Origin of the sequence: Acinetobacter sp. TGL-Y2 (assembly GCF_001612555.1) — a bacterium.
Taxonomy (GTDB): Bacteria; Pseudomonadota; Gammaproteobacteria; order Pseudomonadales; family Moraxellaceae; genus Acinetobacter.
The window spans coordinates 419,007-443,579 of record NZ_CP015110.1 but is presented as its reverse complement, the minus strand read 5'-3'; the positions used below and the strand labels follow the sequence as shown (position 1 = coordinate 443,579).

General features: G+C 41.1%; 23 protein-coding genes and 2 pseudogenes. 9 read left to right on the top strand and 16 right to left on the bottom strand.

Annotated features, from left to right (window positions below; all coding sequences use genetic code 11):
* The first annotated feature begins 24 nt into the window (after positions 1–24).
* Positions 25–822, top strand: a complete 798-nt coding sequence (gene truA / locus AMD27_RS02040; protein ID WP_067655649.1) for a tRNA pseudouridine(38-40) synthase TruA — start codon at positions 25–27, stop codon at positions 820–822.
* Between the two features lie 139 nt (positions 823–961).
* Here the strand turns inward: truA and AMD27_RS02035 are convergent, their stop codons facing one another.
* Positions 962–1,972 carry an AraC family transcriptional regulator gene (locus AMD27_RS02035; protein WP_067655646.1) on the bottom strand — a complete coding sequence of 337 codons (1,011 nt, stop codon included), beginning with the start codon at positions 1,970–1,972 and terminating at the stop codon, positions 962–964.
* 228 nt (positions 1,973–2,200) lie between these two features.
* Here AMD27_RS02035 and infA point away from each other — a divergent pair, with 228 nt between their 5' ends.
* On the top strand, positions 2,201–2,422 hold the full coding sequence (gene infA, locus AMD27_RS02030; protein ID WP_004692529.1) for a translation initiation factor IF-1: 222 nt from the start codon (positions 2,201–2,203) through the stop codon (positions 2,420–2,422).
* A gap of 54 nt (positions 2,423–2,476) precedes the next feature.
* Here the strand turns inward: infA and AMD27_RS02025 are convergent, their stop codons facing one another.
* Entirely contained in the window at positions 2,477–2,839 is a 363-nt protein-coding gene (locus AMD27_RS02025) for a lysozyme inhibitor LprI family protein (protein ID WP_067655643.1), read from the bottom strand.
* Between the two features lie 75 nt (positions 2,840–2,914).
* Between AMD27_RS02025 and AMD27_RS02020 the strand changes: the two genes are divergently transcribed.
* A complete protein-coding gene (locus AMD27_RS02020; protein ID WP_067655640.1) occupies positions 2,915–3,448 on the top strand; it encodes a hypothetical protein in 534 nt (177 codons plus the stop codon).
* A gap of 83 nt (positions 3,449–3,531) precedes the next feature.
* Here the strand turns inward: AMD27_RS02020 and leuB are convergent, their stop codons facing one another.
* The 4 genes from leuB to leuC all read right to left on the bottom strand — a co-directional run bounded on the left by leuB (position 3,532) and on the right by leuC (position 7,477).
* Positions 3,532–4,611, bottom strand: a complete 1,080-nt coding sequence (leuB, locus tag AMD27_RS02015) for a 3-isopropylmalate dehydrogenase (protein WP_067655637.1) — start codon at positions 4,609–4,611, stop codon at positions 3,532–3,534.
* Between the two features lie 32 nt (positions 4,612–4,643).
* Entirely contained in the window at positions 4,644–5,219 is a 576-nt protein-coding gene (locus AMD27_RS02010) for a hypothetical protein (RefSeq protein ID WP_067655634.1), read from the bottom strand.
* Between the two features lie 104 nt (positions 5,220–5,323).
* Positions 5,324–5,974: a 3-isopropylmalate dehydratase small subunit gene (leuD, locus tag AMD27_RS02005; protein ID WP_067655631.1), complete on the bottom strand. Its 651-nt coding sequence runs from the start codon at positions 5,972–5,974 to the stop codon at positions 5,324–5,326.
* A 24-nt stretch (positions 5,975–5,998) separates the two neighbouring features.
* A complete protein-coding gene (leuC, locus tag AMD27_RS02000; RefSeq protein ID WP_067662692.1) occupies positions 5,999–7,477 on the bottom strand; it encodes a 3-isopropylmalate dehydratase large subunit in 1,479 nt (492 codons plus the stop codon).
* Positions 7,478–7,733: 256 nt separating this feature from the next.
* On the opposite strand from leuC, the gene AMD27_RS01995 reads away from it, so the two are divergent.
* Together AMD27_RS01995 and AMD27_RS01990 are read left to right on the top strand one after the other, a co-directional pair.
* Positions 7,734–7,970, top strand: a complete 237-nt coding sequence (locus AMD27_RS01995) for a DUF2061 domain-containing protein (protein WP_067655628.1) — start codon at positions 7,734–7,736, stop codon at positions 7,968–7,970.
* A 300-nt stretch (positions 7,971–8,270) separates the two neighbouring features.
* Positions 8,271–9,131: a LysR family transcriptional regulator gene (locus AMD27_RS01990; protein WP_067655625.1), complete on the top strand. Its 861-nt coding sequence runs from the start codon at positions 8,271–8,273 to the stop codon at positions 9,129–9,131.
* A 219-nt stretch (positions 9,132–9,350) separates the two neighbouring features.
* Here the strand turns inward: AMD27_RS01990 and AMD27_RS19345 are convergent.
* The 5 genes and pseudogenes from AMD27_RS19345 to AMD27_RS01965 form a co-directional block, all read right to left on the bottom strand.
* A pseudogene (locus AMD27_RS19345) lies at positions 9,351–9,665 on the bottom strand (MaoC family dehydratase); the annotation flags it as partial.
* Between the two features lie 203 nt (positions 9,666–9,868).
* Positions 9,869–11,261 (bottom strand): annotated as a pseudogene (locus AMD27_RS01980) (GntP family permease).
* A 396-nt stretch (positions 11,262–11,657) separates the two neighbouring features.
* Positions 11,658–11,900 (bottom strand): DUF2789 family protein, encoded by a 243-nt coding sequence (locus AMD27_RS01975; protein WP_067662689.1) that lies wholly within the window; start codon positions 11,898–11,900, stop codon positions 11,658–11,660.
* Between the two features lie 182 nt (positions 11,901–12,082).
* Positions 12,083–12,439 (bottom strand): DUF2628 domain-containing protein, encoded by a 357-nt coding sequence (locus tag AMD27_RS01970; RefSeq protein WP_067655619.1) that lies wholly within the window; start codon positions 12,437–12,439, stop codon positions 12,083–12,085.
* 179 nt (positions 12,440–12,618) lie between these two features.
* Positions 12,619–13,269 carry an HAD family hydrolase gene (locus AMD27_RS01965; RefSeq protein WP_067655616.1) on the bottom strand — a complete coding sequence of 217 codons (651 nt, stop codon included), beginning with the start codon at positions 13,267–13,269 and terminating at the stop codon, positions 12,619–12,621.
* A gap of 184 nt (positions 13,270–13,453) precedes the next feature.
* On the opposite strand from AMD27_RS01965, the gene AMD27_RS01960 reads away from it, so the two are divergent.
* Together AMD27_RS01960 and ptsP are read left to right on the top strand one after the other, a co-directional pair.
* Positions 13,454–13,954: an RNA pyrophosphohydrolase gene (locus AMD27_RS01960; protein ID WP_067655613.1), complete on the top strand. Its 501-nt coding sequence runs from the start codon at positions 13,454–13,456 to the stop codon at positions 13,952–13,954.
* 69 nt (positions 13,955–14,023) lie between these two features.
* A complete protein-coding gene (gene ptsP, locus AMD27_RS01955; RefSeq protein ID WP_067655610.1) occupies positions 14,024–16,318 on the top strand; it encodes a phosphoenolpyruvate--protein phosphotransferase in 2,295 nt (764 codons plus the stop codon).
* Here the strand turns inward: ptsP and AMD27_RS01950 are convergent.
* Entirely contained in the window at positions 16,315–16,518 is a 204-nt protein-coding gene (locus AMD27_RS01950) for a hypothetical protein (protein ID WP_067662686.1), read from the bottom strand. The two genes, ptsP and AMD27_RS01950, sit on opposite strands and share 4 nt — an antisense overlap.
* Before the next feature lie 171 nt (positions 16,519–16,689).
* Positions 16,690–18,366 carry an acyl-CoA dehydrogenase family protein gene (locus AMD27_RS01945; protein WP_067655607.1) on the bottom strand — a complete coding sequence of 559 codons (1,677 nt, stop codon included), beginning with the start codon at positions 18,364–18,366 and terminating at the stop codon, positions 16,690–16,692.
* 626 nt (positions 18,367–18,992) lie between these two features.
* On the opposite strand from AMD27_RS01945, the gene AMD27_RS01940 reads away from it, so the two are divergent.
* Positions 18,993–20,513, top strand: coding sequence for a catalase (locus AMD27_RS01940; protein WP_067655604.1), 1,521 nt, complete (start codon positions 18,993–18,995; stop codon positions 20,511–20,513).
* A 127-nt stretch (positions 20,514–20,640) separates the two neighbouring features.
* On the opposite strand, the gene AMD27_RS01935 is transcribed toward AMD27_RS01940, so the two are convergent.
* The 3 genes from AMD27_RS01935 to AMD27_RS01925 all read right to left on the bottom strand — a co-directional run bounded on the left by AMD27_RS01935 (position 20,641) and on the right by AMD27_RS01925 (position 22,969).
* Positions 20,641–21,765, bottom strand: coding sequence for an MBL fold metallo-hydrolase (locus AMD27_RS01935; protein ID WP_081405999.1), 1,125 nt, complete (start codon positions 21,763–21,765; stop codon positions 20,641–20,643).
* Between the two features lie 284 nt (positions 21,766–22,049).
* Positions 22,050–22,598 (bottom strand): IS630 family transposase, encoded by a 549-nt coding sequence (locus AMD27_RS17930; protein ID WP_081405901.1) that lies wholly within the window; start codon positions 22,596–22,598, stop codon positions 22,050–22,052.
* A complete protein-coding gene (locus tag AMD27_RS01925; protein WP_067655598.1) occupies positions 22,595–22,969 on the bottom strand; it encodes an IS630 transposase-related protein in 375 nt (124 codons plus the stop codon). The genes AMD27_RS17930 and AMD27_RS01925 overlap by 4 nt, the downstream gene beginning before the upstream one ends.
* A 668-nt stretch (positions 22,970–23,637) precedes the next feature.
* Between AMD27_RS01925 and hcaR the strand changes: the two genes are divergently transcribed.
* Positions 23,638–24,549 carry a DNA-binding transcriptional regulator HcaR gene (hcaR, locus tag AMD27_RS01920; protein ID WP_067655593.1) on the top strand — a complete coding sequence of 304 codons (912 nt, stop codon included), beginning with the start codon at positions 23,638–23,640 and terminating at the stop codon, positions 24,547–24,549.
* Positions 24,550–24,573: the final 24 nt, after the last annotated feature.

The window sequence follows — 24,573 nt, the reverse complement described above, 5'->3', positions numbered from 1 at the left end:
TGAGCATTCAACATAGAGGTGGATATGCAACGTTTTGCCGTAGGGATTGAGTTTAATGGTGCACATTATCGAGGATGGCAAACCCAGCAATCTGGCGTCATCAGCGTGCAAGAAACCATTGAACAGGTGCTATCCAAAGTGGCCAATGAACCGATCATGCTACATGGTGCAGGACGCACCGATGCGGGCGTGCATGCCACCCATATGGTCGCACATTTTGACACTCATGCCATTCGTAGTATGGATGGCTGGCTCATGGGTTCAAACAGTCAATTGCCTAAAGATATTGTCATTTTATGGATAAAGGCAATGGATACAGAATTCCATGCCCGATTTAAAGCGCAGGCGCGTCGTTATCGCTATGTGGTTTATAACAGTCCAGTTCGACCTGCCTTGCTGCATAAACAAGTCACCCATATCTATGCATCGCTGAATATTGCGAAAATGATGCAAGCAGCCAAAAAGTTTGAAGGTACCCATAATTTTGAAAGCTTTCGTGCGGCTGCGTGCCAATCCAAGCAACCAGTGAGAACAGTCAGCCATTGCCGACTGATTCAGCACGGTGCTTATTTGGTTTTAGATATTCAAGCCGACGGTTTCTTGCATCATATGGTACGCAACATTATGGGGTGTTTGCTTGAAATTGGACAAGAGATGTACGACATTGATCATATTGATACTATTTTTGCAGCCGAAGATCGTAAAGCAGCGGGTGTGACGGCCCCTGCGGATGGCTTATATTTTATTCATGCCGATTATCCTGAGCGCTTTGAACTGCCAAAACCTGCCTTAGGCCCGCTTTGGCTGAATATGCCGGAATGAATCTAGATTTAAATGTAAAAATCCTCCCCTCTTGCGAAGCAGTGCTTCTCACCTTTTGGATAGGGAGGAGCTGTACCCTTAAAACTACAGTCATAAAAAATCCCTCTTTTTAGGAGGGACTTAGGGAGGTGCTTTGAAATTAACGCTGCTTTCGTTTACGATATTCCACAGGGGTTTCATTGGTCCAACGCTTAAAGGCCCGATAAAACGTACTCGGTTCAGAAAACCCTGTTAAATACACAATTCGCTCAACGCTTTCGTTCGTATTGGCCAAAAGCTTTTTGGCTAAACGACAACGATAATCCGATAGAATCTGCTGAAAACTGGTTTTTGCTTCAGACAACTGCGTACGTAAACGACGTGGTGTAATATTTAATTGTGCAGCAACGGTTTCTAAAGTGGTTTCACCACTTTCTAAGGTTGAACCAATCGCACGACGTACTTCACCCACCAGATCATAACGCGCCAGCTCTTGAAGCTTCTCAATGGCTAACTGTTCATGCAGTTGTAATAGCTCAGGTTCAGCTTGCCACAGTGGATAATCCAAAATGGTCGGATCAAAATACAAACGTGTCTCTTTCTGCCCCAGACTGACAGGACATTCATATACACGGAAATATTCTTCGTCGGATGCGCCCTCACTGAAGTTAAAGTCGATAAAAATCGGCTCAAAACGACCTTCTGTAATAAATTTAAAAAATCTTAAAATACCTGAAACCGCACATTCCGAAAAATGACGATTGACAATATTGTTTGCAAAATCGGGATTTACCCCATTGCTTAAGTAACAGCGGCCGTCTTCAATGACCAATTTTGCATGTAAAGCATCACTAATCAGACGTTGATACGCCAATGCACGTTTTAAGCCTTCACCAAAATTTTCAGATGAAATAAACAGATGTTCAATCACCTGACCACGATAGAGCGGTAGATGCTCCCCTAGATGTAAACCAATGTCTGGATCGCGACTGACTTCCTCAGCGGCCACCCAAAACGCATATTGCGCACCTAAGGGCGTACGGGCATTTTGATCGAGTTGGTTTAGGGCCACACCCGCTTTTGTTAATATTTCTTCTGTAGGCAATCCAGCACGACGTATCGCCTGATAGCCTAAACGCAGAACAACCGAAGCATCAGTTAGCTGACTCACGCAGTGCCCTTCCTTGTATGTTATTAATATTTACTTAAAACTTATGATTTAGATTACAGTCGATTGACCGAACTGACAACATAGTTCGGCATATTTTTGTTTAATTATTATATTTGTGTGTTCGCCTATTTTGACTACAGATACATTCGCTTCACAGCGTTTAACCTTGTATTTTTCCAAAATTTTGCCTATAATTTGCCCCTTTCCAATTTGATCATCAGGTAGGCTATGGCCAATAAAGAGGAACTTATCGAGTTCGAAGGCGTTGTCACCGAAACGCTTCCTAATACTATGTTCCGTGTACGTTTAGAAAACGGTCACGAAGTAATCGCACACATTTCTGGTAAAATGCGTAAACACTATATTCGTATTTTGACTGGCGACAGTGTAAAAGTAGAAATGACACCTTACGATTTGTCTAAGGGTCGCATTACTTACCGTGCACGCTAAGTGTTAGTAAGCAAAAAGCCACATTAAGTGGCTTTTTTTGTATCTACATTTTACTCAGTGTAATGCTGATGTCTTACATCCAATGGTTGTACATTCTCTCACGCGTTCGCGTAACCAATGATTACGCTCTTGCGTTGTGCTTAAACGACAACCAACATTTACACCTGTTGAAGTGGTGCATTCATTATCACGCTCACGAATCCAGCTCAGTTGCGATGTCTTCAAAATTGCTTTTTGATTACTGTTGAGCTTCGCTCGCAACAGTTGATAATTCTTATTGAGCTCAGCATCCGCACTTACATACACTTTATTCGTACAGTAGATATCATCATAAGTATTACGTGCCTGATCACAATTGTCCGCATACGTGACACTTGACCAAACCACAGCCACCATTAAAAAAAGGATTTTCTTCATATTTTTTACTCACTGCTTATTATTCATTTTTATACGCGTCTATGACGTCTTTATGTATTATGACTAAACAGTAAAATGAAAAATAATAAATTTTGTATCGATGATGACAGAATCACGCTTAAAAAGCTGAATGGTCTGCCACCACAATCCATTAAAAAGGCATTTCAAATGAATCTAGAACGCAGAAAAACAACAACATCATTTTTTTACCGTTACATTCGATTGGCTCTCATTCCTTGCATCGGGCTTACATTCAGTGCTTGTCAAACGACGCATCAGCAAAATAAACAAGCTCTTGCTCTGTATCTCAATCAATACGTAGGGGAACAAATCAATCAGTTGGAACAAAGCTTCAATCTCGATTCTTTTAATATTAAACTTAATCCGAATCCAATCATTACATCTGAACGCGCAATTTATAGTTTCGATCGCATACTGAGTATTCCCATCCCTGCTGGAAATATGATTAAAGATAGCCATGGAGTGATGATCCCTGTACAAATTTCGTCAGTCGACAACAATTACAAAACAAAGCAACCCTGCAATATCATCTTTGTCTTGAAAAATCATATTGTGCAATCTGTTTCAATAAAAGGTAAAGCTTGTTGAGAATACCTGCTCATTTACCTACAGGAATCAGTATAAAAAAACGCAGCCAAAGCTGCGTTTTAAATTTTAAAAAATCTTTTGAATTAGTTCAATGCAGCAACTACAGCTTGACCCATTTCTACTGTACCGACTTTTTTCATGCTCTCAGACATGATATCTGCAGTACGTAAACCTTGATCCAATACATGACCCACGGCATCTTCAATGGCTTTTGCAGCCACTTCCTCGCGGAAAGTGTAACGTAGCATCATAGCTACAGACAAAATGGTTGCAAGTGGATTGGCTACGTTCTGACCTGCAATATCTGGCGCTGAACCATGACATGGCTCATACATGCCTTTACCGTGTTCATCCAAAGATGCCGATGGCAACATACCAATAGAACCTGTCAGCATTGCAGCTTCATCAGACAAGATATCTCCAAATAAGTTACCGGTCACAATCACGTCAAATTGCTTTGGTGCACGGACCAATTGCATCGCTGCATTGTCCACATACATGTGTGACAAATTAATCTCTGGATATTCTGCTTCTTTCAAGTCAGTCACGGTTTGCTTCCAAAGCTCAGTCACTTCAAGTACGTTGGCTTTATCCACTGAACAAACTTTACCACCACGTAGGCTTGCCATTTCAAAAGCAACTTTAGCAATACGTTTGATTTCAGACTCAGCATATACATCTGTGTTGAAACCTTGTTTTTCCCCATTTTCAAGCACACGGATACCACGCGGTTGACCGAAATAAATCCCGCCCGTAAGTTCACGTACAATTAAGATATCTAAGCCCGACACGATTTCAGGTTTAAGACTTGAAGCATCTGCCAATTGTGGATACAAAATCGCTGGACGTAAGTTCGCAAATAAATTCAGCTCACTACGAATTTTAAGTAAACCACGTTCAGGTCGAATTGAGCGTTCAATCGTGTCCCACTTTGGACCACCGACTGCCCCCAACAAAATAGCGTCGGCTTTGTTGGCTTGAGTAGACGTTACCTCAGGATAAGGCAAGCCATGCGCATCAATTGCCGCGCCGCCCAATAAGCCATGCTCCCATGTTAAACCTAGATTGAATTTATCATTAACACGCGTCAGGACCTGTTCTGCTGCTTTTACAATTTCAGGACCAATGCCGTCACCAGCCAAAATCAAAATATGTTTAGACATGAGATGTTCCATTTAATAAGTAAGTTGTATTTCTAACGAGGTTTAAAATTTTTCTGCTCTACAAACTCACCCAAGCCATTTAAGACATTGTAAGGTTTGCAAAAGCGACGAATCGTTTTCGAATTTTGTTGTAAATCGACGCAGAGTGGATCGGGTGCGGACACCGTCAGCAAACTGCCCCTGTTCTGACCGCGTTTTCGGTACATTTTCAACTGATAGCGCTGATTTGCTTTAAACCGATGGATCAAGTGCAGGGTTTCTGCTTTATCTTGAGAAATCGGATAAAAGCGCACCACCAACTCATGTTGAGCCGCAGGCACAGACAAATAAATGGCATTGGGTTCTTTCACAGATGCCTTTTGTAAACGTACAATACCTTGCTGAATTGCCTGTTTTTCGAGACGATGATTATTCGCATCTACAATGTGGATTTGTCCCAAACGCTCAAATTCACAGTTTTCCGTGCCTTCACAAAAGATCAAAGCGTTGTATTTGGTTTGCTCAGTCTCTTTTACATTTTTAAGACGCGATGTATCCAAGCTCTGACAACCAGCCAATGTGAGCGTCAGTCCTGTCAAAATCGCTAATGTATTGAAAACCTTTGCCATGGTCTGTGCCCAACCTCACTCAAATTTGCAAAATGATTTAACTCAATCTGCAGCGATATTAACAAGAGTTGAGGATTTGCACTAGGGCACAATATCTCAAGTACTTAGCCACGAATCTCTTGATAAACCCAAGGGCGTGATTGCTGGGTTTTGGTTTCAAAGGCACGAATATCGTCTGCCGCTTGCAAAGTTAAACCAATATCATCCAAACCATTCAACAAGCAGTGCTTCCGAAATGGATCAACTTCAAATTTAAATGCTGCACCTGATGGGGTACGTACTTCTTGTGCTTCAAGGTCAATCGTGAGTTGATAACCTTCAGTTGCAAAACATTCTTGAAATAACTGCTCGACAATTTCTTCGGACAAGATCACGGGCAACATGCCATTTTTAAAGCTGTTGTTAAAGAAAATGTCGGCATAACTTGGCGCAATGACAGTACGGAAACCATATTCTTCAAGTGCCCACGGCGCATGTTCACGACTTGAACCACAACCAAAGTTGGCACGTGAAATCAAGATTGAAGCACCTTGATAACGTGGCTGGTTTAAAGCGAAATCAGGATTTTTAGGACGTTTAGCGTTGTCTAAACCCAAATAACCTTCATCCAAATAACGCAATTCATCAAATAAGTTTTCGCCAAAACCTGTGCGTTTAATGGATTTCAAAAACTGTTTTGGAATGATTAAATCTGTATCGACATTGGCACGGTCTAAGGGTGCAACGATACCCTGTTCAATGGTATATTTTTTCATATTGTTTGCTCCTATTAGCCCGAATTAGAATGAACGTACATCAACAAAGTGGCCTGCAATTGCAGCCGCAGCAGCCATTGCTGGACTGACTAAATGTGTACGACCACCATTACCTTGACGACCTTCAAAGTTACGATTCGAGGTTGAAGCACAGTGCTCACCTGGTTGTAATTTGTCAGCATTCATGGCCAAGCACATTGAGCAACCTGGCTCACGCCATTCAAAACCGGCTTCAATTAAAATTTTATCTAAGCCTTCAGCTTCAGCTTGTGCTTTGACTAAACCTGAGCCTGGAACCACCATCGCTTGTTTAATGCTTGCCGCGACTTTTTTACCTTGAGCCACTTCCGCAGCAGCACGAATATCTTCAATACGCGAGTTGGTACATGAGCCAATAAATACACGATCAAGCTGAATATCAGCCAATGCCTGACCGCCATTTAAACCCATATAGCGGTAAGCACGTGTCCAGTCATTGCGTTGTACCTCATCTTTGGCTTGCTCTAATGTTGGAACGGCTTGCGATACTGGAATCACCATTTCAGGTGACGTACCCCAAGACACTTGCGGTTCGATTTCTTCACCTTGAAGTACCACTACCGTATCAAAATGCGCGCCTTCATCAGAATGCAAGGTATTCCAATAGGCAACTGCTTGATCCCACTGCTCACCATTCGGTGCATAAGGACGGTCTTTCACGTAGGCAATAGTTTTATCATCAACTGCAACCATACCGACACGCGCCCCCCCTTCAATAGCCATATTACACACCGTCATACGCCCTTCAATCGACATATCACGGAATACTTGGCCACCAAATTCGATCGCATGACCTGTACCACCAGCCGTGCCAATTTTACCAATAATCGCTAAAACCACGTCTTTTGAAGTCACGCCTTGACCGAGTTTACCGTCAACACGTACCAACATGTTTTTCATTTTCTTTTGCACTAAGCACTGAGTCGCCAAAACGTGTTCAACTTCAGATGTGCCAATGCCATGTGCCAAACAACCAAATGCACCATGTGTTGCGGTATGTGAGTCACCACATACAACAGTCATTCCCGGTAAAGTTAAACCCTGTTCAGGTCCAACCACATGCGCAATGCCTTGACGGATATCATTGATATCGAACTGCACCACATTAAAGGTTTTACAGTTGTCATCTAAGGTTTGAACTTGAATACGCGAGGTTTCGTCCTCAATCCCAGCAATGCCGTCTGCCCGCTCTTTTCTAGATGTCGGTACATTATGATCAGGTGTTGCCACGTTAGCACTTAAGCGCCAAGGTTTACGCCCTGCAAGCTGTAAACCTTCAAAGGCTTGTGGAGAAGTGACTTCATGTAATAAATGGCGATCAATATAAAGCAACGCAGACCCATCATCACGCTGAGTGACCAAGTGATCATCCCATAACTTGTCATACAATGTTTTTGCTGGCTGAGTCTGGACGTTATGTTTTTTTGCGTTTTGAATTTCTGTATTTTGGGTTTCGCCTGCCATGTCGATGTGCTCCACTGGACTGGGTAAATTCATTCATTAATTCAATTATAACCACGAAATCACATAAATCTAATTTATCATTTTTATTAGTTTGTAAACTTTTTGGAATGTGAGTCGCCTCAATTTGTTACTCAAAAATTCGAATAAAATTCAATCTAAAAATCCGATCACTGTATTCAAAATATCCACCTTTACTTTAATAATGAGAATCATTATTATTTAAATCACAAAGACATCTTATTTAGAGGAACATCACATGATTCACGTTCAAAAGTTTGTTAACAACAATCAACGTATGTTTAAAAAGACTTTAAGTTATTACTTTATGCATTTAGTGGTTGCGATGGCTGTGGGATATTTAGTCACAGGCAGTTGGGCGATGGCTGTTGCATTCAGCTTATTAGAACCGACAGTTCAAGCGGTGGCTTTCTTTTTCCACGAAAAAGTGTGGGAACGTAAAGATTCAAAGCAGCTTGGGGAAGCCACCGTTTAAGGTATATATGTCGATGTTCCTCTGGAACCACCCATATTGGGTGGTTTTTTATTGTCTTTATCCAACTGATGTTACGTTTATCCGTGATGTTGAAATAGTGATTGCACCTCAATGCCCTCACTCAACTATGCAAGATTTTATTATTCAAAGAATAAAATGATTCGAGTAAAGACATTCAAATTTTCATTCACACGATTGAACGTCCAGTTTTAAATCACTGGATACAACTTTTGCTTTGATTTATTCTATAAATAGCATAACAATAGCATTATACATAAAAAATTTTTATAGGTATCTATAATGAATCTTGCTGCCTTTGAAGCCTTTATAAAAGTCATGGAAACTGGGTCAATTTCTATGGCAGCCGATCATCTGTTTATCACTCAGCCTGCTGTGACCAAACGTATTCACAGTTTAGAAGATTATTTTGGCGTGAAATTGTTTGAATCTGCAGGACGTGGGGTACAAGCCACGCATGCCGCGCACTCTTTACTGCCAAAAGTCAAAAACTGGCTGAATGAGTTGGGTGATATTCACCATACTTTAAGTCACGATCAAACCCAAATCAAAGGCAAGCTCAAGATTGGCACCAGCCATCATATTGGCTTGCATCATTTGCCTGCGCATTTAAGAAATTATGTTCAAGACTTTCCAGAAGTGACGCTAGATGTTCATTTTGTCGATTCTGAACAAGCGCATGAACAAGTGCTTGCAGGAGATTTGGAACTGGCATTTTTAACTTTACCGCCGAGTTTAGATGATCGTTTAAACTATGTGCCGCTTTGGAATGATCCACTGGTTTTTGTCGCTGCTGCTTTTCATCCTTTGGCGTCTGAAAAAAATCTCAGTTTAGAGCATTTGATGCAATATCCAAGTTTACTGCCTGCCTCTCATACTTATACGGCACAAATTACTTTGGCTGAGTTTGAGAAAAAAGGCTTAAAACCTAAAGTCACCATGAGCAACAACCCACTTGAGTCCATTCGGATGTTGGCATCCATTGGACTGGGATGGTCGGTTCTGCCGAAAACATTGGTCAGCCAAGATTTGGTGACTTTAGATTTAGATTTAGAAATGAAACGTCAACTCGGCATGGTTTGGCACCCTGCCCGTACCCAATCTAAAGCGGCGAAAGCACTGGTTGATTTAATGATTCATTAAGCTTTTAAAGCATTAAACATTTCAGCCCGAAATGTAGGTCAAAATTGCCGTTATTATGACGGCAGTTTTTATTTCTTAGATTCTCAGATCAATATGAGCGTTTTAACGCGTTCATTCAATTTGACTCAAATATAGGTCTCATTCTCCGTTGTTTATGCAGCAAAAAAGGATTAAATCCATGTATAGAGTGTTTGGATTGTTTGAAATGATTGAATGCTGCTAAATATTTATTATAGCTGCCTCCAATGCCGCTTGCCCTGCTTCTGTGGGTGCGGGTACGTATAATTCTGCTTCGCCCTCAATCACCCGTTCGCCATTTATGTTGCAAATGGTGTCAAAGTAAACCCGTTTACGTTCATGATCTACTTTGGTTACGATAGCGATGACATCAACAGTGTCACCCACATAAACTGGTTTTAAAAAGCGCAAATGGTGATTGACGTAAATTGCACCCGGGCCTGGAAGGTGCAGGCCAAAAATGGGAGAGAAAAAACTGGCGGTTAAAAATCCATGGGCAATGGGGCGTTTGAATTTGGTTTGCGCAGCCTAAGTTTCATCATGATGTATAGGATTGTTATCACCACATAATTTGATAAATTGAGCCATTTTTTCAGCATCTATCGTGCGGGTTAAGGTGTGTGATAAACCGAGATGGAAATCGTCTATGTGAGCCAATTTCATGTTTAGTCCTTAAAAATGCTATAGGAAGCTTTGAAGCGCCCTGTAAACCAGTCTGATTAGAATGAGCCGAACAGTGTCCCTAAGGTAATTGCTACAGTAACCGATATCATTGGAATCAATACCGTACACATGGCCACGTTGCCATAAGACTGCTTGTGCGTCATGCCACAAATAGACAGTAAGGTGATGACCGCGCCTGAGTGAGGCAAGGTATCCAAGCAGCCAGCTGCTAAAGCCGCAATACGGTGCAGTAACTCAGGGTTGATACCAGCCGCATTGGCCATGGCTAAGTAATCGGCACCCAAAGTCGATAAGGCAATCGACATACCACCAGAAGAAGAACCAGTAATGCCTGCCAAAATGTTCATGGCGATGGCTTCTGAAATCAACGGATTGCTTGAGACATTTAACACCATGTCGCGGATAATCACGAAGCCCGCCAAGGATGCAATGACCGCGCCATAGCCTACTTCAGAAGCGGTGTTGAAAATGGGCAACATCGAGCCCAACGCACCTTTATTCACTGTTTCTTTGAGGTTGTTCCATTTGCCCAGGCGTAACAAAATTAAGCTTAAACATGCGACCACCAAAGCAATCACCAATGCCCACAAACCTGTCTGTTTGCTAGGATCTAATTTTGGATAAAGTTCTTTAAACGAACTGAAGTCGATGCTTGGAAAAACAATGTAAGTAAACAAAGCATTGACGCCAATGACCAACAGAAGGGGTAAAAATGCTAAAAATACGGGCATTTGACCTTGAGAGGTCACGCCGTCTTCCAACTTTTCTCCTTCTTGGGTATCAATACCGTACCCTTCCCCATTTCTGTGGGCTTTATTGGCGCGACTTTGTAACCACATGCATCCTAAACCAAACATCACTAAACCAGAAATGGTACCAATACCTGGGGCTGCGAATACGTTGGTACCAAAAAAAGGAATCGGAATGGCATTTTGAATGGAAGGTGAACCGGGTAAAGCGGTCATCGTGAAGGTAAACGAACCCAAAGCAATAGCACCTGGAATGAGGCGCTTTGGAATGTTGGCTGCTTGAAACATGGACTTGGCAATGGGGTAAATAGCAAATGCCACCACAAACAGTGACACCCCCCCGTAAGCCAACACACCACATGCCAATACCACAGTCAAAATAGCGCGATTGTGCCCTAGTTTATTCATGATCGAGTTTGAGATGCTGGATGCAGCACCTGAGTCGACCATGAGTTGTCCGAATAAGGCACCCAATAAAAAAAATAGGAAAGAATTTTAATATATAGCCGCCCAAAGCAGACATAAAGGTTTCTGTGTATTGCGGCATCATGTAGATCATGTCACCAGACAGTAAAATGGCAACGGCCGCCATAATGGGGGCCAAAATCAGAACTGATATACCTCGATAGGCAAAAAACATCAGTAATGCCAATGAGATGATGATTGCTAAAGTGCCCATAACTTCTCCTTGTTTTTTATCTAGTCGTTATCCATAACGTTTTTTTCTGAAGACCTTGAATCATGGCTGCCTGATTAAGGTGACATCATCTTGATGCAAAGTCAGTGATACCAGTCAGTTTTACCTTAGCATAGCGAATTTAAATTGAGCAATTGATTTTCTTAAGTTAATAAGTGTGCTTACAGACTTTTTAGTTTTTAAGTTATGTGTAGATTGAAAGTAACACGGTCGTAAGGACTCAAAGAAATAATACACTTAAGTCTGGTGTGGTATCTGGTGCTTACATCACCTAAAGTGGCGAAAGCACTGGTTAATTTGATGAAAAAAATAAAGGTAGCGATAAAAAAGCCATCTAATCAGATGGCTTTTAAAAATTTGATTGTCACTATAGATTCATTATTTCACTGAATTTTCATGCAATGACTCATTCAGTTGATCCACCACCAATGCCCATTCACCATCCGATTTAATTTTTTCAGCCAAAAATTGACGCTGACCCGCTGACCAAAACTCAGCATCTAAAAGACTGACATGCGCATCCAACTGATGTGATTCCATAAAGGATTCAATCGCAGATTCACTTGCATCTAGACCTAATTGTTCAAATAAATGTGTCATACGCGGACGAGTATTTGACATACTTTTGTTCTCTCTTGATTGTTCTTCACCCACCATAACATGCTTTACTCAATATAAGAATACTGAATAAAATCGGGTTGTTGCTGAGGGAAATAGGTGTGTTGAATGATCGGTAGTATTACAAAAACCACTACAAGAAGCTGTAAAAATAGCCAAGTCAAAGGCACACTCCAAGTCACCCCTCAGCTTAACCGCAATATCTCCAAGCCGTCTCTTGGATTCGCCTGAAAGGCTTTTACCTTTTCGTTGACAAAACTTCGATAAAAAGAATCGCCAAACACGCTCAAACCCAATGAAATCAAAACATTTAACGCTGCAGCATATATCAAGGGAATACCTAAAACATAAAATACAAATACCCATGCCATGCTGATGAGTAGCGTATAAAATGCAAACATATACATCTTTCGATACAACAACCAAAATAGACCGAAAAATAGCCCTGCCCAGCAAAATCGATAGGTCTGGTTAGCCCATGAAGTCATATACTTTTGGGCGCGCGGGCCAATAAAAATTTGAGTAAGTTGTTCTATATTCATTTAAATGCTGACTACTATTTGAATATATTTGAATAAGTGATATTAACGATTTATTTTATGCTGAAGCTCAAGCCTCGCTCAGCCTTATATTTATAGGGGTGCTCGCTAAAGGCTTGTTGAAATTGAGTCGCATCCACTTGCGACCCAATAAAGCAAAAGATCAATGCCATTCCATCAAATTAGATCGACCAATCCTGAATATCCCAGCCCTGATCTTTTGCCAATATTTCAAGGCGATCATCAGGATTCACTGCAATCGCATGATCGGCATATTCAAGTAAAAAACGATCATTGATTGAATCTGAATAGGCCCAAGACTCAGTCACATTGCGCCCTTCAAGCCACTGATCCAGACGGGTCAGTTTGCCTTTTTGGTAACACGGCACATTCACGACTTTACCCGTGTATTTTCCATTGATCACTTCGGCATTGGTGGCAATAATCTCAGTAATGCCAAACTCACGGAAAATAGGTGCGGTAATAAAATCTGAAGTTGCGGTAATACCGACTAGAGCATGCCCAGCCTCTCTATGATGTTGAATCGCTTTAAACCCTTCTGGACGCATTTGACGTCGAATCACTTTTTCCATGAATAATTCATGTAGTTCAATAAGGTATGCATTGTCATGCTGAGTTAAAAATTCAAAAACGAATTCGTTATAGGCAATCGGATCGAGCTGCCCGGCTTTATAATCATCATAAAATTTGTCATTCATTTGGCTGTGTCGAACTGGATCTACCAAGCCTTCATTGACTAAAAACTCACCCCATGAATGGTCAGAGTCTGTATTTAATAAGGTGTGATCTAAATCAAATAACGCCAATTTCATGAAAATTCTCGTTCAAACTGAAATTTAAGAAAAAAAATGTAAATCTATCACCGCTAACCGATAGAAATTCGTTAAGATCATAGCAATTTTAAAACATTATTACTTTGAACTTTTCGAGCTGGGCATAGAGAGTGGATGCCCCCGAAACCAAAGTCAACGAATTTAATAAATTTTAGGTAGCCAAATGATCGACTCAGAAGGTTTCCGACCCAATGTCGGGATCATTTTGGCAAATGATATTGGACAAGTTCTATGGGCAAAGCGTATTGGACACAATGCTTGGCAATTTCCTCAAGGCGGTATCCATTTTGGAGAAACGCCTGAGCAGGCGCTTTTCAGAGAGCTGCGAGAAGAAGTTGGATTACTGCCAGAACACGTTCAAATGATTGCCCAAACAGAAGGTTGGTTGCATTATCGTTTGCCAATTCGATACATCAGATCGGATTCAGACCCAGTCTGTATTGGACAAAAGCAAAAATGGTTTTTATTGAAATTGGTGGCTTCGACCGCCCATATTCGATTGAATTTAAATGATCAGCCAGAGTTTGACCAATGGCAATGGGTCAGCTACTGGTATCCACTGGGTCAAGTGGTGAACTTCAAACGTGATGTTTACCGTCGGGCCATGTTGGAGCTGTGTATGCAATTGCCACAGCAAAATTTGGATCAAACAAAACGGATATAAATGCGTGTCAGTGAGATGCTGTCACCCATAAACCGAACACCCTAATCCCTTAAAGAGGAGCACACCTTCATGTCTAACATGCAATTAGACTCTTTACGACGCATTGTGCAAGAGGTCAATGCGTCTGTCAGTTTGCATGATTCTTTAGAAATTATGGTGAACCAGATTTCCAAAGCCATGCATGTCGATGTGTGCTCAATCTATCTTTTAGACGAACGCAATCAGCGTTATGTCTTAATGGCATCTAAGGGCTTAAATGCTGAGTCTATTGGTCATGTCTCATTACAATTGGGTGAAGGTTTAGTTGGCTTGGTCGGTCAGCGTGAAGAAATTGTCAATATTGACAATGCCTTTAAACATGAACGTTTTGCCTATTTTCCTGAGACAGGGGAGGAAATTTACAACTCCTTCTTAGGTGTGCCTGTGATGTATCGCCGTAAGGTGATGGGTGTATTGGTGGTTCAAAATAAAGAACCACAAGATTTCAGTGAAGCTGCCGAATCCTTTTTGGTGACATTGTGTGCTCAGCTTTCAGGCGTGATTGCACATGCACATGCCGTGGGAAATATTGACGTATTTCGTAAGCCGTCCAACTCCCCTACCTACAAAACATTTCAAGGTTCATCGGGTGCAGGCGGAATTGCACTCGGACGTGCGCTGATTCTTTACCCACCTGCGGATTTGGGTGCAGTTCCTGACCGTGAAGCCGATGATATCAGTGAAGAACTGGCTTTACTCGATCAAGCGGTCGCTGCTGTGCGTAATGAAATTCAGTCGCTTGATGATAAAATGCAAGACTCCCTCATGTCTGAAGAACGCGCATTATTTAGCGTGTTTTTACGCATGTTAGATGAAAATGCTTTACCTGCTGAAATTAAAGAACTGATTCGAGATGGCAATTGGGCACAAGGCTCGGTTAAGCGTGTGATTGATCGTCATATTGCAGTGTTTGCGCAAATGGAAGATGACTATTTACGAGAACGTGTCGCAGATTTAAAAGATCTTGGACGCCGAATTCTGGCTTCACTACAAGAAGATGACTTAAGCCATCGTGAAATTAGCAATGACAGTATTATTGTCGGTGATGAAATCAGTACAGCAGCACTGGTCGAATTACCCGTCGACCGTATTGCCGCGATTGTCACCTCTGAAGGCGCTGCCAATTCACATATGGTGATTGTGGCGCGTGCCTTAGGTATTCCGACAGTCGTAGGTGTTACAGAACTGCCCGTCAGTACCTTAGATGATGCGGAAATGATTGTCGATGCGTATCAGGGACGGGTGTTTGTGAATCCACCACGACGACTACGTCAGCGTTATAAAGAAATTCAAAAAGAAGATGAGCAAATTGCCAAAGATTTAAAACAGTACGAAACCAAAGATGCGATTACCCCGGATGGTGTTTCGGTTCGTTTATTCGTTAACACGGGTCTAATGATTGATGTGGTTCGTGGGGTGCAACGTGGCGCGAAAGGTGTTGGACTGTATCGTTCTGAAATTCCGTTTATGCTACGAGATCGCTTTCCAGGCGAAGAAGAACAGCGCGCCATTTATCGTCAACAGTTGAGTCACTTCGCCAACAAACCTGTCGTGATGCGTACTCTGGATATTGGCGCAGACAAAGACTTGCCGTATTTTCATATTGAAGAAGAAAACTCAGCATTGGGTTGGCGTGGCATTCGTTTTACGCTGGATCATCCTGAGATTTTTTCTTCACAAATCCGTGCCATGTTGAAAGCCAGTATCGGACTGAATAATTTGCACATTTTATTGCCGATGGTCACCAGCGTCAGTGAAGTTGAAGAAGCGCTGTATTTACTTGAACGTGATTGGATGGCGGTGCAAGAAGAAGAACAGGTGAAAATCAATAAGCCCAAAATTGGCATTATGGTTGAAGTGCCAAGTGTCTTGCTTCAAATTGGAGAGTTTGCTGAACTGGTCGATTTCTTCTCAGTGGGATCAAACGATTTGATTCAATATTTATTGGCCGTCGACCGAAATAATCCGCGCGTTTCAAGTGTGTATTCGCACTTCCACCCTTCGGTACTTCGAGCATTGCAGCGTCTGGTGCAAGAGTGCCATAAATACGATAAGCCTATCAGTATCTGTGGGGAAATGGCAGGTGATCCATTGTCTGCGATTCTGCTTATGGCTATGGGTTTCAATACTCTTTCAATGAGTTCAAGTAATATTTTAAGAGTGCGTAAGGCCATTTGTCATGTGCCTATGACGGATGCAGAAAAGCTGCTCGATGAAGTGGTAAAAATGAGTAATCCACTCATGGTGAAAAGTTGGATGGAATATTATTTTAAACATCATGGTTTAGCCGATATGGTGAAATCCAATCGAATGCTGAGCGTTTAAACACTGATCCAACTTGGCACACATATAGACTTTAAAAAAGGGAGATAATCATTCGAATATCTCCCCTTTTTATGTTTGCTATAACCGCGTTTTGCGTCTTTCTTTCGATCTACAAACACTTGGCTTTTATTCACCTCATGCATATGTTTTGCCACAAAGTTGTGTACCACAACCTCTGGCAATGCTTTTTTCTTTGCCATTTTACTCATCCTCATGATTGAACTGAATCAATACTTATAACACTTTTATGTCGATTAGATTATACGCCTAAAACGCGATCTGATCATAATTTATAAATGGGGCATATCTTCAGAATTTAAAGTCTACGGCCCCATTCATTTTCAAATTTAAAACTATAACAATTTAACGAACTAAGCTGCACCACGATGATGTACAGAGGTCGTAGGCAATACACGCTCTAATATCGCTGTAATGTCGATTTGAGTGATATCCACCATCCCTGCAACGCGCCCATGAAACGCACTATAACGTGTCTGAATAAATGCATCCGCCACAAAATCTGGTGCATAACGCTTTAATAAAACCGCTTGCGCCAAAATACTCAATCGACTGACCAAACTACGTCCCATAAACTGAAGCTCTTCACTCGATTGCTGGAATAATTTAAACAATCCTTGTAACTCATGATTCAAAATGTCATCTTCTGAGACTGTCGAAGCCAAATCTTGGAACAACAGCTCGATTGAATCGCGATCACGTTGAATCGCACGTAGCACATCGAGGCACATGACGTTACCCGAGCCTTCCCAAATGGTATTCACAGGTGCTTCTTTAAAAATACGCGCCATAATGCCGGTATCGACATAGCCATTTCCGCCAAAGACTTCCATCATCTCGCCAGTCAGTTCGACTGCGCGTTTACAAATCCAAAATTTCGATGCAGGCGTCATGATTCTTCTCCACGCCAAACACAAGGGATCTTCAGACTCATAACAATACGCCAGATGAAAACTGAGCTGAACGGCGGCTTCTGTTTCAAGGGCAATGTCCACCAATACGGCTTGCATTAACGGCTGCTCAGCTAAATATTTTCCAAACGCTTTACGCTGACGCGTATAAGAAACACATTGCACCAATGCCTGACGTAGCATGGCGCTTGAACCGACTGAACAGGTTAGGCGGGTATAGTTTGCCATTTCAATAATGGTCGGAATACCACGTCCCGCCTCGCCCATCATGATGCCCCACGCTTCATGAAACTCCACTTCCGAGCTTGAATTGCTGCGATTTCCGACTTTATCTTTTAAGCGCTGAATATGAATTGCATTTTTAGTTCCGTCCTCAAGCCAACGTGGCACAAAGAAACAGGTCAAGCCATCTTGTTCTGTTTTTGCGACCACCAAATGTGCATCGCACATCGGTGCGGAGAAAAACCATTTATGTCCCGTCAGTAAATAAGCCTGACCTCGCCCAGTCTCGCTCACTGGCACAGCAACAGTTTCATTGGCTCGAACATCTGAACCGCCTTGCTTTTCAGTCATGCCCATGCCAAGCCAGATCGATTTCTTTTGGCTTATGGGGAGATCACGTTCATCGTACTCGGTCGATAGTAGCTTATCGCCTATTTTTTTCCACAGTTCAGATTCTTTTTGAATGAGCGGAATACTGCCCAGCGTCATCGAGTTTGGGCATAAGTTTCCACATTCCACCTGTCCCCCTAAATAGAACTTAGCCGCCCAATCCACCCAACCGGTTTGCTGAGTAAAGTTTAAAAATGGATGCGCATGCACGGCATATTTTCGGTTTAAAGCCATCCATTTGTGCCAAGAGGGATGAAATTCGATACTGTCCTTACGTCGACCCCGCGCATCAAAGGCATGTAAAATAGGGCTATGCTTATTGGCTAAATCTGCATATTGATAATATTCTGCCGAACCCACCACATGACCAAACTCACTAAGGTGTACACGATTTCGACTGCCATAACGTTGCAAAATCTCTTGCAGAACTGCGTCAGTCTCATACACGTTATAGTCTTGCAACTCATCGACTTGATTATAAATTTGATGTGTCATCCATGCGTTCATTTGAATTTTCCTTATCTTTGTCTTTTGAGCGACCCTGTTCAGTATAATGAAAAACCCATACAATGCTGTTCAGCTTTTTATGATTTATTATAAACACTGCATCGAAGTCGAAATGGAAATGATCATTTTTATGCTGAATTAATTTAACAAAATTGCCCTCTATTCGCGTTAAAAAGCTCTAAATCGACACCTAAAATCTAGCTTTATCGTCTAAGGGTCAGCGCCATTTTTTCTTAAACAAATAGTGTTTAGAAAACACAATTAAAATTCAAATAACATGCTTCGCGCATCTTTTTTTTCGGCTTTGATTTAGATCACCATGATGTTTAAAGCTGGACCAAATATTTAAACTCAATATGAGATTTTAAATAGATCCTATTTAATGATTTGTATTTTTCCAAAATAACTTTTAAAGTGGAACAATAAAGGGATGAATCCTGATTTTTTCTCATAATACGTGGTTTAGTATTTGTGCTTTTCCACGGTTAAAATCTGACAATTTACTTTAACAATTGTCATTTATACGGAGCGTGTAAATACGTTGATCTCTTTAGATAGAAAAAAATGTGATTAGAATGATTAGCGTTTTAAATTTAAAACGATATTTATAAAAACGGAGAAATATAATGAGCCAAGACCCTAAAAAATGTCCTATCTCCCACCTAACGACTGCCTTTGGTGCACCTGTTGCAGACAACCAAAACAGTATGACGGCAGGTGCTCGAGGTCCTTTACTAGCTCAAGATTTATGGCTCAATGAAAAGCTGGCTAACTTTGTTCGTGAAGTGATTCCTGAGCGCCGTATGCACGCAAAAGGTTCGGGGGCTTTTGGTACATTTACCGTGACCCACGATATTACACAATATACCCGTGCAAAAATCTTCTCCCAAATTGGCAAAAAAACTGAAATGTTTGCGCGTTTCACCACGGTTGCAGGTGAACGTGGCGCAGCGGATGCGGAACGTGATATCCGTGGTTTTGCTTTAAAATTCTATACTGAAGAAGGCAATTGGGATCTAGTCGGCAATAACACACCTGTCTTCTTTATGCGTGATCCGCGCAAATTCCCAGACTTAAACAAAGCCGTAAAACGTGACCCGAAAACTAATTTGCGTAGTGCAACCAATAACTGGGATTTCTGGACTTTACTTCCAGAAGCACTACATCAAGTCACCATCGTGATGTCCGACCGCGGTTTACCCAAGTCATTTCGTCACATGCATGGTTTTGGTAGCCACACTTATAGTTTTATCAATGAAGCCAATGAACGTTTTTGGGTGAAATTCCATTTCCGTACCCAACAAGGCATTCAAAACTTAACGGATGATGAAGCTGCGGCAGTCGTAGCGGCAGATCGCGAAAGCAGTCAACGCGACTTATTTGATTCAATTGAAAAAGGAGACTTCCCGAAATGGAAACTTCAAGTTCAAATCATGCCAGAAACCGATGCTGAGAAAGTACCTTATCACCCGTTTGACTTAACTAAAGTTTGGCCACATGCAGATTATCCTTTAATTGATGTGGGCGAGTTTGAACTCAATCGTAACCCTGAAAACTTCTTCTTAGACGTTGAACAATCTGCTTTCGCACCAAGCAACCTCGTGCCAGGGATTAGCGTTTCTCCGGACCGTATGTTGCAAGCACGCTTATTTAACTATGCAGATGCACAGCGTTACCGTTTGGGTGTGAATTACCAACAAATTCCAGTCAATGCTGCGCGTTGCCCTGTACATTCAAACCATCGTGATGGTCAAGGCCGTGTAGATGCCAACTATGGTGGCTTACCACACTACGAACCCAACAGCTTTGGACAATGGCAAGATCAAGCCCAGTACCAAGAACCACCCCTGAAAATTTCAGGTGATGCGGCACATTGGGATTTCCGTGCGGATGACAACGACTACTTCAGCCAACCGCGTGCGTTGTTCAACCTTATGAACGATGAACAAAAACAAGCGCTGTTTAATAACACTGCTGGCGCTATGGGCGATGCACTTGATTTCATCAAATATCGTCATATTCGCAACTGCTATTCATGTGATCCAGCGTATGGTGAAGGCGTTGCTAAAGCACTAGGACTCACTGTTGCAGATGCACAAGCTGCACGTGAAACAGATCCTGCAAAAGGTCATCCTGGTTTCATCTAAGCTACGCGTATCTTCGAAAGCTTAGACACATCAGTTTAACCTCAAATAAAAAAACCACCTTCAAGGTGGTTTTTTATTTGAGCTAATAGCCAGTACTTAGCCATCATTAGCAATATTCATGTTCGAATTAAACAATCAACCGCTTGCCTTCGCGAATACAATAAAATGGACTCATCAGTTTCGATGAATGCTTCATGGCTTGATGCAAATCCAGTTCAGGTTGCTCACGGCTTTCGTCAGTCAACTGAAAAGTTCGATAATGAATCGCAAGTGAACGTCTGGCTTGTAGGTCAATATGCGCTTGAAAAGCGTCTTGTGGATTCATGTGCATATAACGCATTAAAGCTCGTGGCTCATACGCGCCTATGGGCAATAGAGCAACACGTGGTGCGCCCAAGCGCTTCTGAATCTCTTTAAAATGTGACGAATATCCAGTGTCTCCCGCAAAGAAACAATGTCCATGCTCAGAGACAATTGAAAACCCACCCCATAATGCTGCATTTTGATCGCGCATACCCCGCCCAGAACCATGCTGTGCAGGGGTATAGACAATTTTAATATTGTGCATGAGGGCAGATTGCCACCAGTCCATTTCAATCACATGAAAGACTTTTGGCAAATAGTAAGCGTTGCCTAAACCCGTATAAATAGGCATGGCAAACTTTTGATGTAACCACCTGAGACTGGCCAAATCCATATGATCATAGTGATTATGACTGAGTAACACCGCGTGAATGCGTGGTAGATCCTCTAAGGCAATACCTGCCGGTATCACGCGTTTTGGCCCCCGACCTTGCTTAGGGCTGGCATGTGCCGCCCACACAGGATCAGTTAAAAAATTATAGGGTCCGATTTGAATGAGTACCGTCGCATGACCAACGAACCAAATTTGCCAATCGTTTAAATCTGCATGTGGACGTTCTTCTGGCTTAGCTTTTTTAGCCGCCAAAAAATCGCTTTGCTCTTTCTTAAAATCACCCACCCATGTCGATGATTTACGGCGCATTAGCCATTTAAACAGATCCCAACGACGCCCACCTTCAGGATGTGGCAAAGGATTGGCAAAGCCATATTCATTATTAAATTGTTCAGACACAAAATTAAATTTAGGTTTTGCCCACGTATGACGTACGCAATCTTCATTTTCTAATTGATAATGTAGTGACGGTGTTTTATCCGCTTTAGTTTTTATACTCTTGTTACTCACTAAAGTGGAGTCTCCCATGCGTTCAATTTCTGTCAATTTAGACATTACGACTTTAAACATCCTTTCATTGGTTTCAACAGGTGTTTAGATGCCCTCAAAGACAGCTAAAGTTGAAAACAGACAATTATTGAGCATTTTTTTAGAATCAAATACTTATATTTGAATTCAGTACCCCTATCGACTCATATTAGCGAACTCAGCAGCACAATATCTTTATTATTTTGTTGTTTTTCTCAGTTCATTGAGTCAAATATGAACAGTTCGTTACTTAATCTGTCCAGATCAGATGCAATTCCACAGCGTTGTTATAGCTGGATTTAAATTTTAAGCTACATTGCCTTCAAGCCTAAATCGAGCGCTTCTTCTATGTTTTTGTCAAAACGGACAGCGATACTTTTAACTTTGGATTTTAGCACTGACCATGCTTTTTCAATTGGATTTAAATCTGGACTGTAAGCAGGCAAGTACATGATTCTACAGTTAAAGTCTTTGGCTAGTTTTTTGATATCTCCGTTCTTATGAATCGAAGCGTTATCTAGAATCAGCAGATGTCTTTTGGTCTTATCTTGATTATCTTTGGTTAAATTTTCAAGTAGATATCTCAACCATCCCGTGAACATTGCTCGATCGCATGAACCTTGAAAAATCAAAGGGTAAAGGAACTGATACGCTGAATTAGACCTCACAGCACTGATGATACTTAATCTTTTACCATGACCACCCAATTTTAAAGCAGCGCAACGACTGCCTAGTTTAGACCAACCATATTGCGCTGTATCTGTGGTGTTTATCCCAGACTCATCAATATAAAGAATCTGATCTTCCCCAAACTCCTCTTTCCATTGCGGAAGAAACCAGTTGAATACAGCCCTTGTTATTTTGTCGGCTTGCTTATAGAGAAAACTCTTTTTTTACGTGTCCAACCAAGTCTATGAATGGCTTTTAACAGGGTTGAGTAAAGGATTGGATACCCAAACTTTTGTTCAAATAAAGGGATGAGATCTTTCACTTGAGAAAATTCAGTAGTTTCAATAAAGTGTTTGAAAGCATCCATATCCTTGATTTTAGTGGGTCGACCTGCATTGATTTTAGGCTGTTTCAATTCTCCAGTGGTGTTTTGAAGAAGAATCCAATCATCCAAAGTGGTTCTAGATATTTTAAAGGTTTTACATGTATATGATTTGTGATTATTTTCTTCATAAAACTGCATGACTTTTTCACGTAAATCCACTGAATATACTTTAGGCATGATCTTGAACAAATTAATTTTTTATCATTGTATCCCAAAATAAGATTGCAGCTATACATTCAGGCATGAACGATTCGAATCAAAAGTTCTTTGTTCTTTTTTAAATATTGGTGGTTTAATCTTAGTTTGAAATATCGAGTTTTTGAGAAGACATTCGAACCTCATGATGTCCGAAGATGGTTTTATCTAAAATATCTGTCAAGCCGATTAAAGCGCTTTAAAACAGGTCTAAGCATTGAAATATCATAATCAATGCAAATCAGACAATATGACACCGAAAGCATACCAAACAAAAAATAAGTTTGAAATTTGCCTTTTATGTAGCTCAGGCTTCAATCATTTTAATATCGTTTCCCATGGTGATGAGAGAAATCTGTATGAAGAAAATCACGCTTGACTCTCTAGTGACCATAATCAAAACGAATATCCCCAAATACTCAATATACAACTAACCATTTATAAAATATTAATTATTTAGATAACAGATCTCATTTAAATTAATATTTAAAATGAGAATTACTCATCCATTAAAAATTTAGATACCCATTAAACTTGAGGATATTTATTAGCGAAATACTACAATCACATTCAACTTATAGCTGTTTATGCTTTATACTAAATTGTCTCAAAATTAAGATATTTTTTGAATTACTCTTTGGAAGAGTTATATGGAATTACGCCACCTCAGATACTTTATTACTGTCGCTGAAGAATTAAATTTTAGTAGAGCAGCTTTAAAATTATTTACTGCTCAGCCATCATTGAGTCAGCAAATTAAGGACTTAGAGGAAGATGTAGGTGTCCGACTCCTCAATCGTACGAAACGTAAGGTTGAACTCACCGAAGAAGGCGCTGTATTTTTAGAACAAGCGCGTTTAACCATTGCGCAATCTGAAAAAGCCATTGCTATGGCACGTCAAGTGTCTAAGGCCAAACAACAATTACTGCGTATTGGCTTTGTACCTGTTGCGGAAATGAAAATTTTTCCTTATGTCTTGCCTAATTTACGCGTACAAAGTCCTGAACTGAAAATTGAATTACAAAGCCTCAACAACAGTGATCAACTTCGTGGAATTAAAAAAGGTGAACTGGATATTACCTTTACCCGTGAAGATCTATCTTCAGATGAAATTGAAAGTCTATTCGTACTGCGTGAACCGTTAATTTTTCTCTTACCCAAGGATCATCCATTGGCGGATTACGAACGTATTCCAGTCAAAGCACTGGATGGCATGGACTTTGTGATTCCCTCTGAGTCTGAATCAAAACCCTTACATGACATCATTTTAAATTTCGCGCAGCTACATAACATTCGGTTCAATATTGTGCATAAAGCCGATAATATTTTATTTAATATTAACTCGATTGGAATGGGCTTAGGCTGCACCATTTTACCCGGCTATATTATTCCTCTGACCATGGAAAATACGATCATTCGCCCTTTAGAGATTGAATTGCCTTCATTAGATTTATTTGTGAGTTATCGTAAAAATACCACGGCAGTGGCTGTACAGAAGTTTATTGAATTACTCACCAAAGTGTTCAATCTCGATATTCATCGTGCTGACACTACAAAATAAAAATTACTTTTCCAAAAAAGCGCA

Bases quoted from the DNA above. Each gene is read 5' to 3' on its own strand.
- AMD27_RS01975 (WP_067662689.1), bottom strand. From the start codon at position 11,900: ATGTCAAATACTCGTCCGCGTATGACACATTTATTTGAACAATTAGGT.
- AMD27_RS01940 (WP_067655604.1), top strand. From the start codon at position 18,993: ATGAGCCAAGACCCTAAAAAATGTCCTATCTCCCACCTAACGACTGCC.
- infA (WP_004692529.1), top strand. From the start codon at position 2,201: ATGGCCAATAAAGAGGAACTTATCGAGTTCGAAGGCGTTGTCACCGAA.
- AMD27_RS01970 (WP_067655619.1), bottom strand. From the start codon at position 12,439: ATGAATATAGAACAACTTACTCAAATTTTTATTGGCCCGCGCGCCCAA.
- leuB (WP_067655637.1), bottom strand. From the start codon at position 4,611: ATGTCTAAACATATTTTGATTTTGGCTGGTGACGGCATTGGTCCTGAA.
- AMD27_RS01925 (WP_067655598.1), bottom strand. From the start codon at position 22,969: ATGCCTAAAGTATATTCAGTGGATTTACGTGAAAAAGTCATGCAGTTT.
- AMD27_RS02010 (WP_067655634.1), bottom strand. From the start codon at position 5,219: ATGGCAAAGGTTTTCAATACATTAGCGATTTTGACAGGACTGACGCTC.
- leuD (WP_067655631.1), bottom strand. From the start codon at position 5,974: ATGAAAAAATATACCATTGAACAGGGTATCGTTGCACCCTTAGACCGT.
- leuC (WP_067662692.1), bottom strand. From the start codon at position 7,477: ATGGCAGGCGAAACCCAAAATACAGAAATTCAAAACGCAAAAAAACAT.
- AMD27_RS01995 (WP_067655628.1), top strand. From the start codon at position 7,734: ATGATTCACGTTCAAAAGTTTGTTAACAACAATCAACGTATGTTTAAA.
- AMD27_RS01935 (WP_081405999.1), bottom strand. From the start codon at position 21,765: ATGTCTAAATTGACAGAAATTGAACGCATGGGAGACTCCACTTTAGTG.
- AMD27_RS01945 (WP_067655607.1), bottom strand. From the start codon at position 18,366: ATGAACGCATGGATGACACATCAAATTTATAATCAAGTCGATGAGTTG.
- AMD27_RS02020 (WP_067655640.1), top strand. From the start codon at position 2,915: ATGAAAAATAATAAATTTTGTATCGATGATGACAGAATCACGCTTAAA.
- hcaR (WP_067655593.1), top strand. From the start codon at position 23,638: ATGGAATTACGCCACCTCAGATACTTTATTACTGTCGCTGAAGAATTA.
- AMD27_RS02025 (WP_067655643.1), bottom strand. From the start codon at position 2,839: ATGAAGAAAATCCTTTTTTTAATGGTGGCTGTGGTTTGGTCAAGTGTC.
- truA (WP_067655649.1), top strand. From the start codon at position 25: ATGCAACGTTTTGCCGTAGGGATTGAGTTTAATGGTGCACATTATCGA.
- AMD27_RS01950 (WP_067662686.1), bottom strand. From the start codon at position 16,518: ATGGCAAAGAAAAAAGCATTGCCAGAGGTTGTGGTACACAACTTTGTG.
- AMD27_RS01990 (WP_067655625.1), top strand. From the start codon at position 8,271: ATGAATCTTGCTGCCTTTGAAGCCTTTATAAAAGTCATGGAAACTGGG.
- AMD27_RS01965 (WP_067655616.1), bottom strand. From the start codon at position 13,269: ATGAAATTGGCGTTATTTGATTTAGATCACACCTTATTAAATACAGAC.
- ptsP (WP_067655610.1), top strand. From the start codon at position 14,024: ATGTCTAACATGCAATTAGACTCTTTACGACGCATTGTGCAAGAGGTC.
- AMD27_RS01960 (WP_067655613.1), top strand. From the start codon at position 13,454: ATGATCGACTCAGAAGGTTTCCGACCCAATGTCGGGATCATTTTGGCA.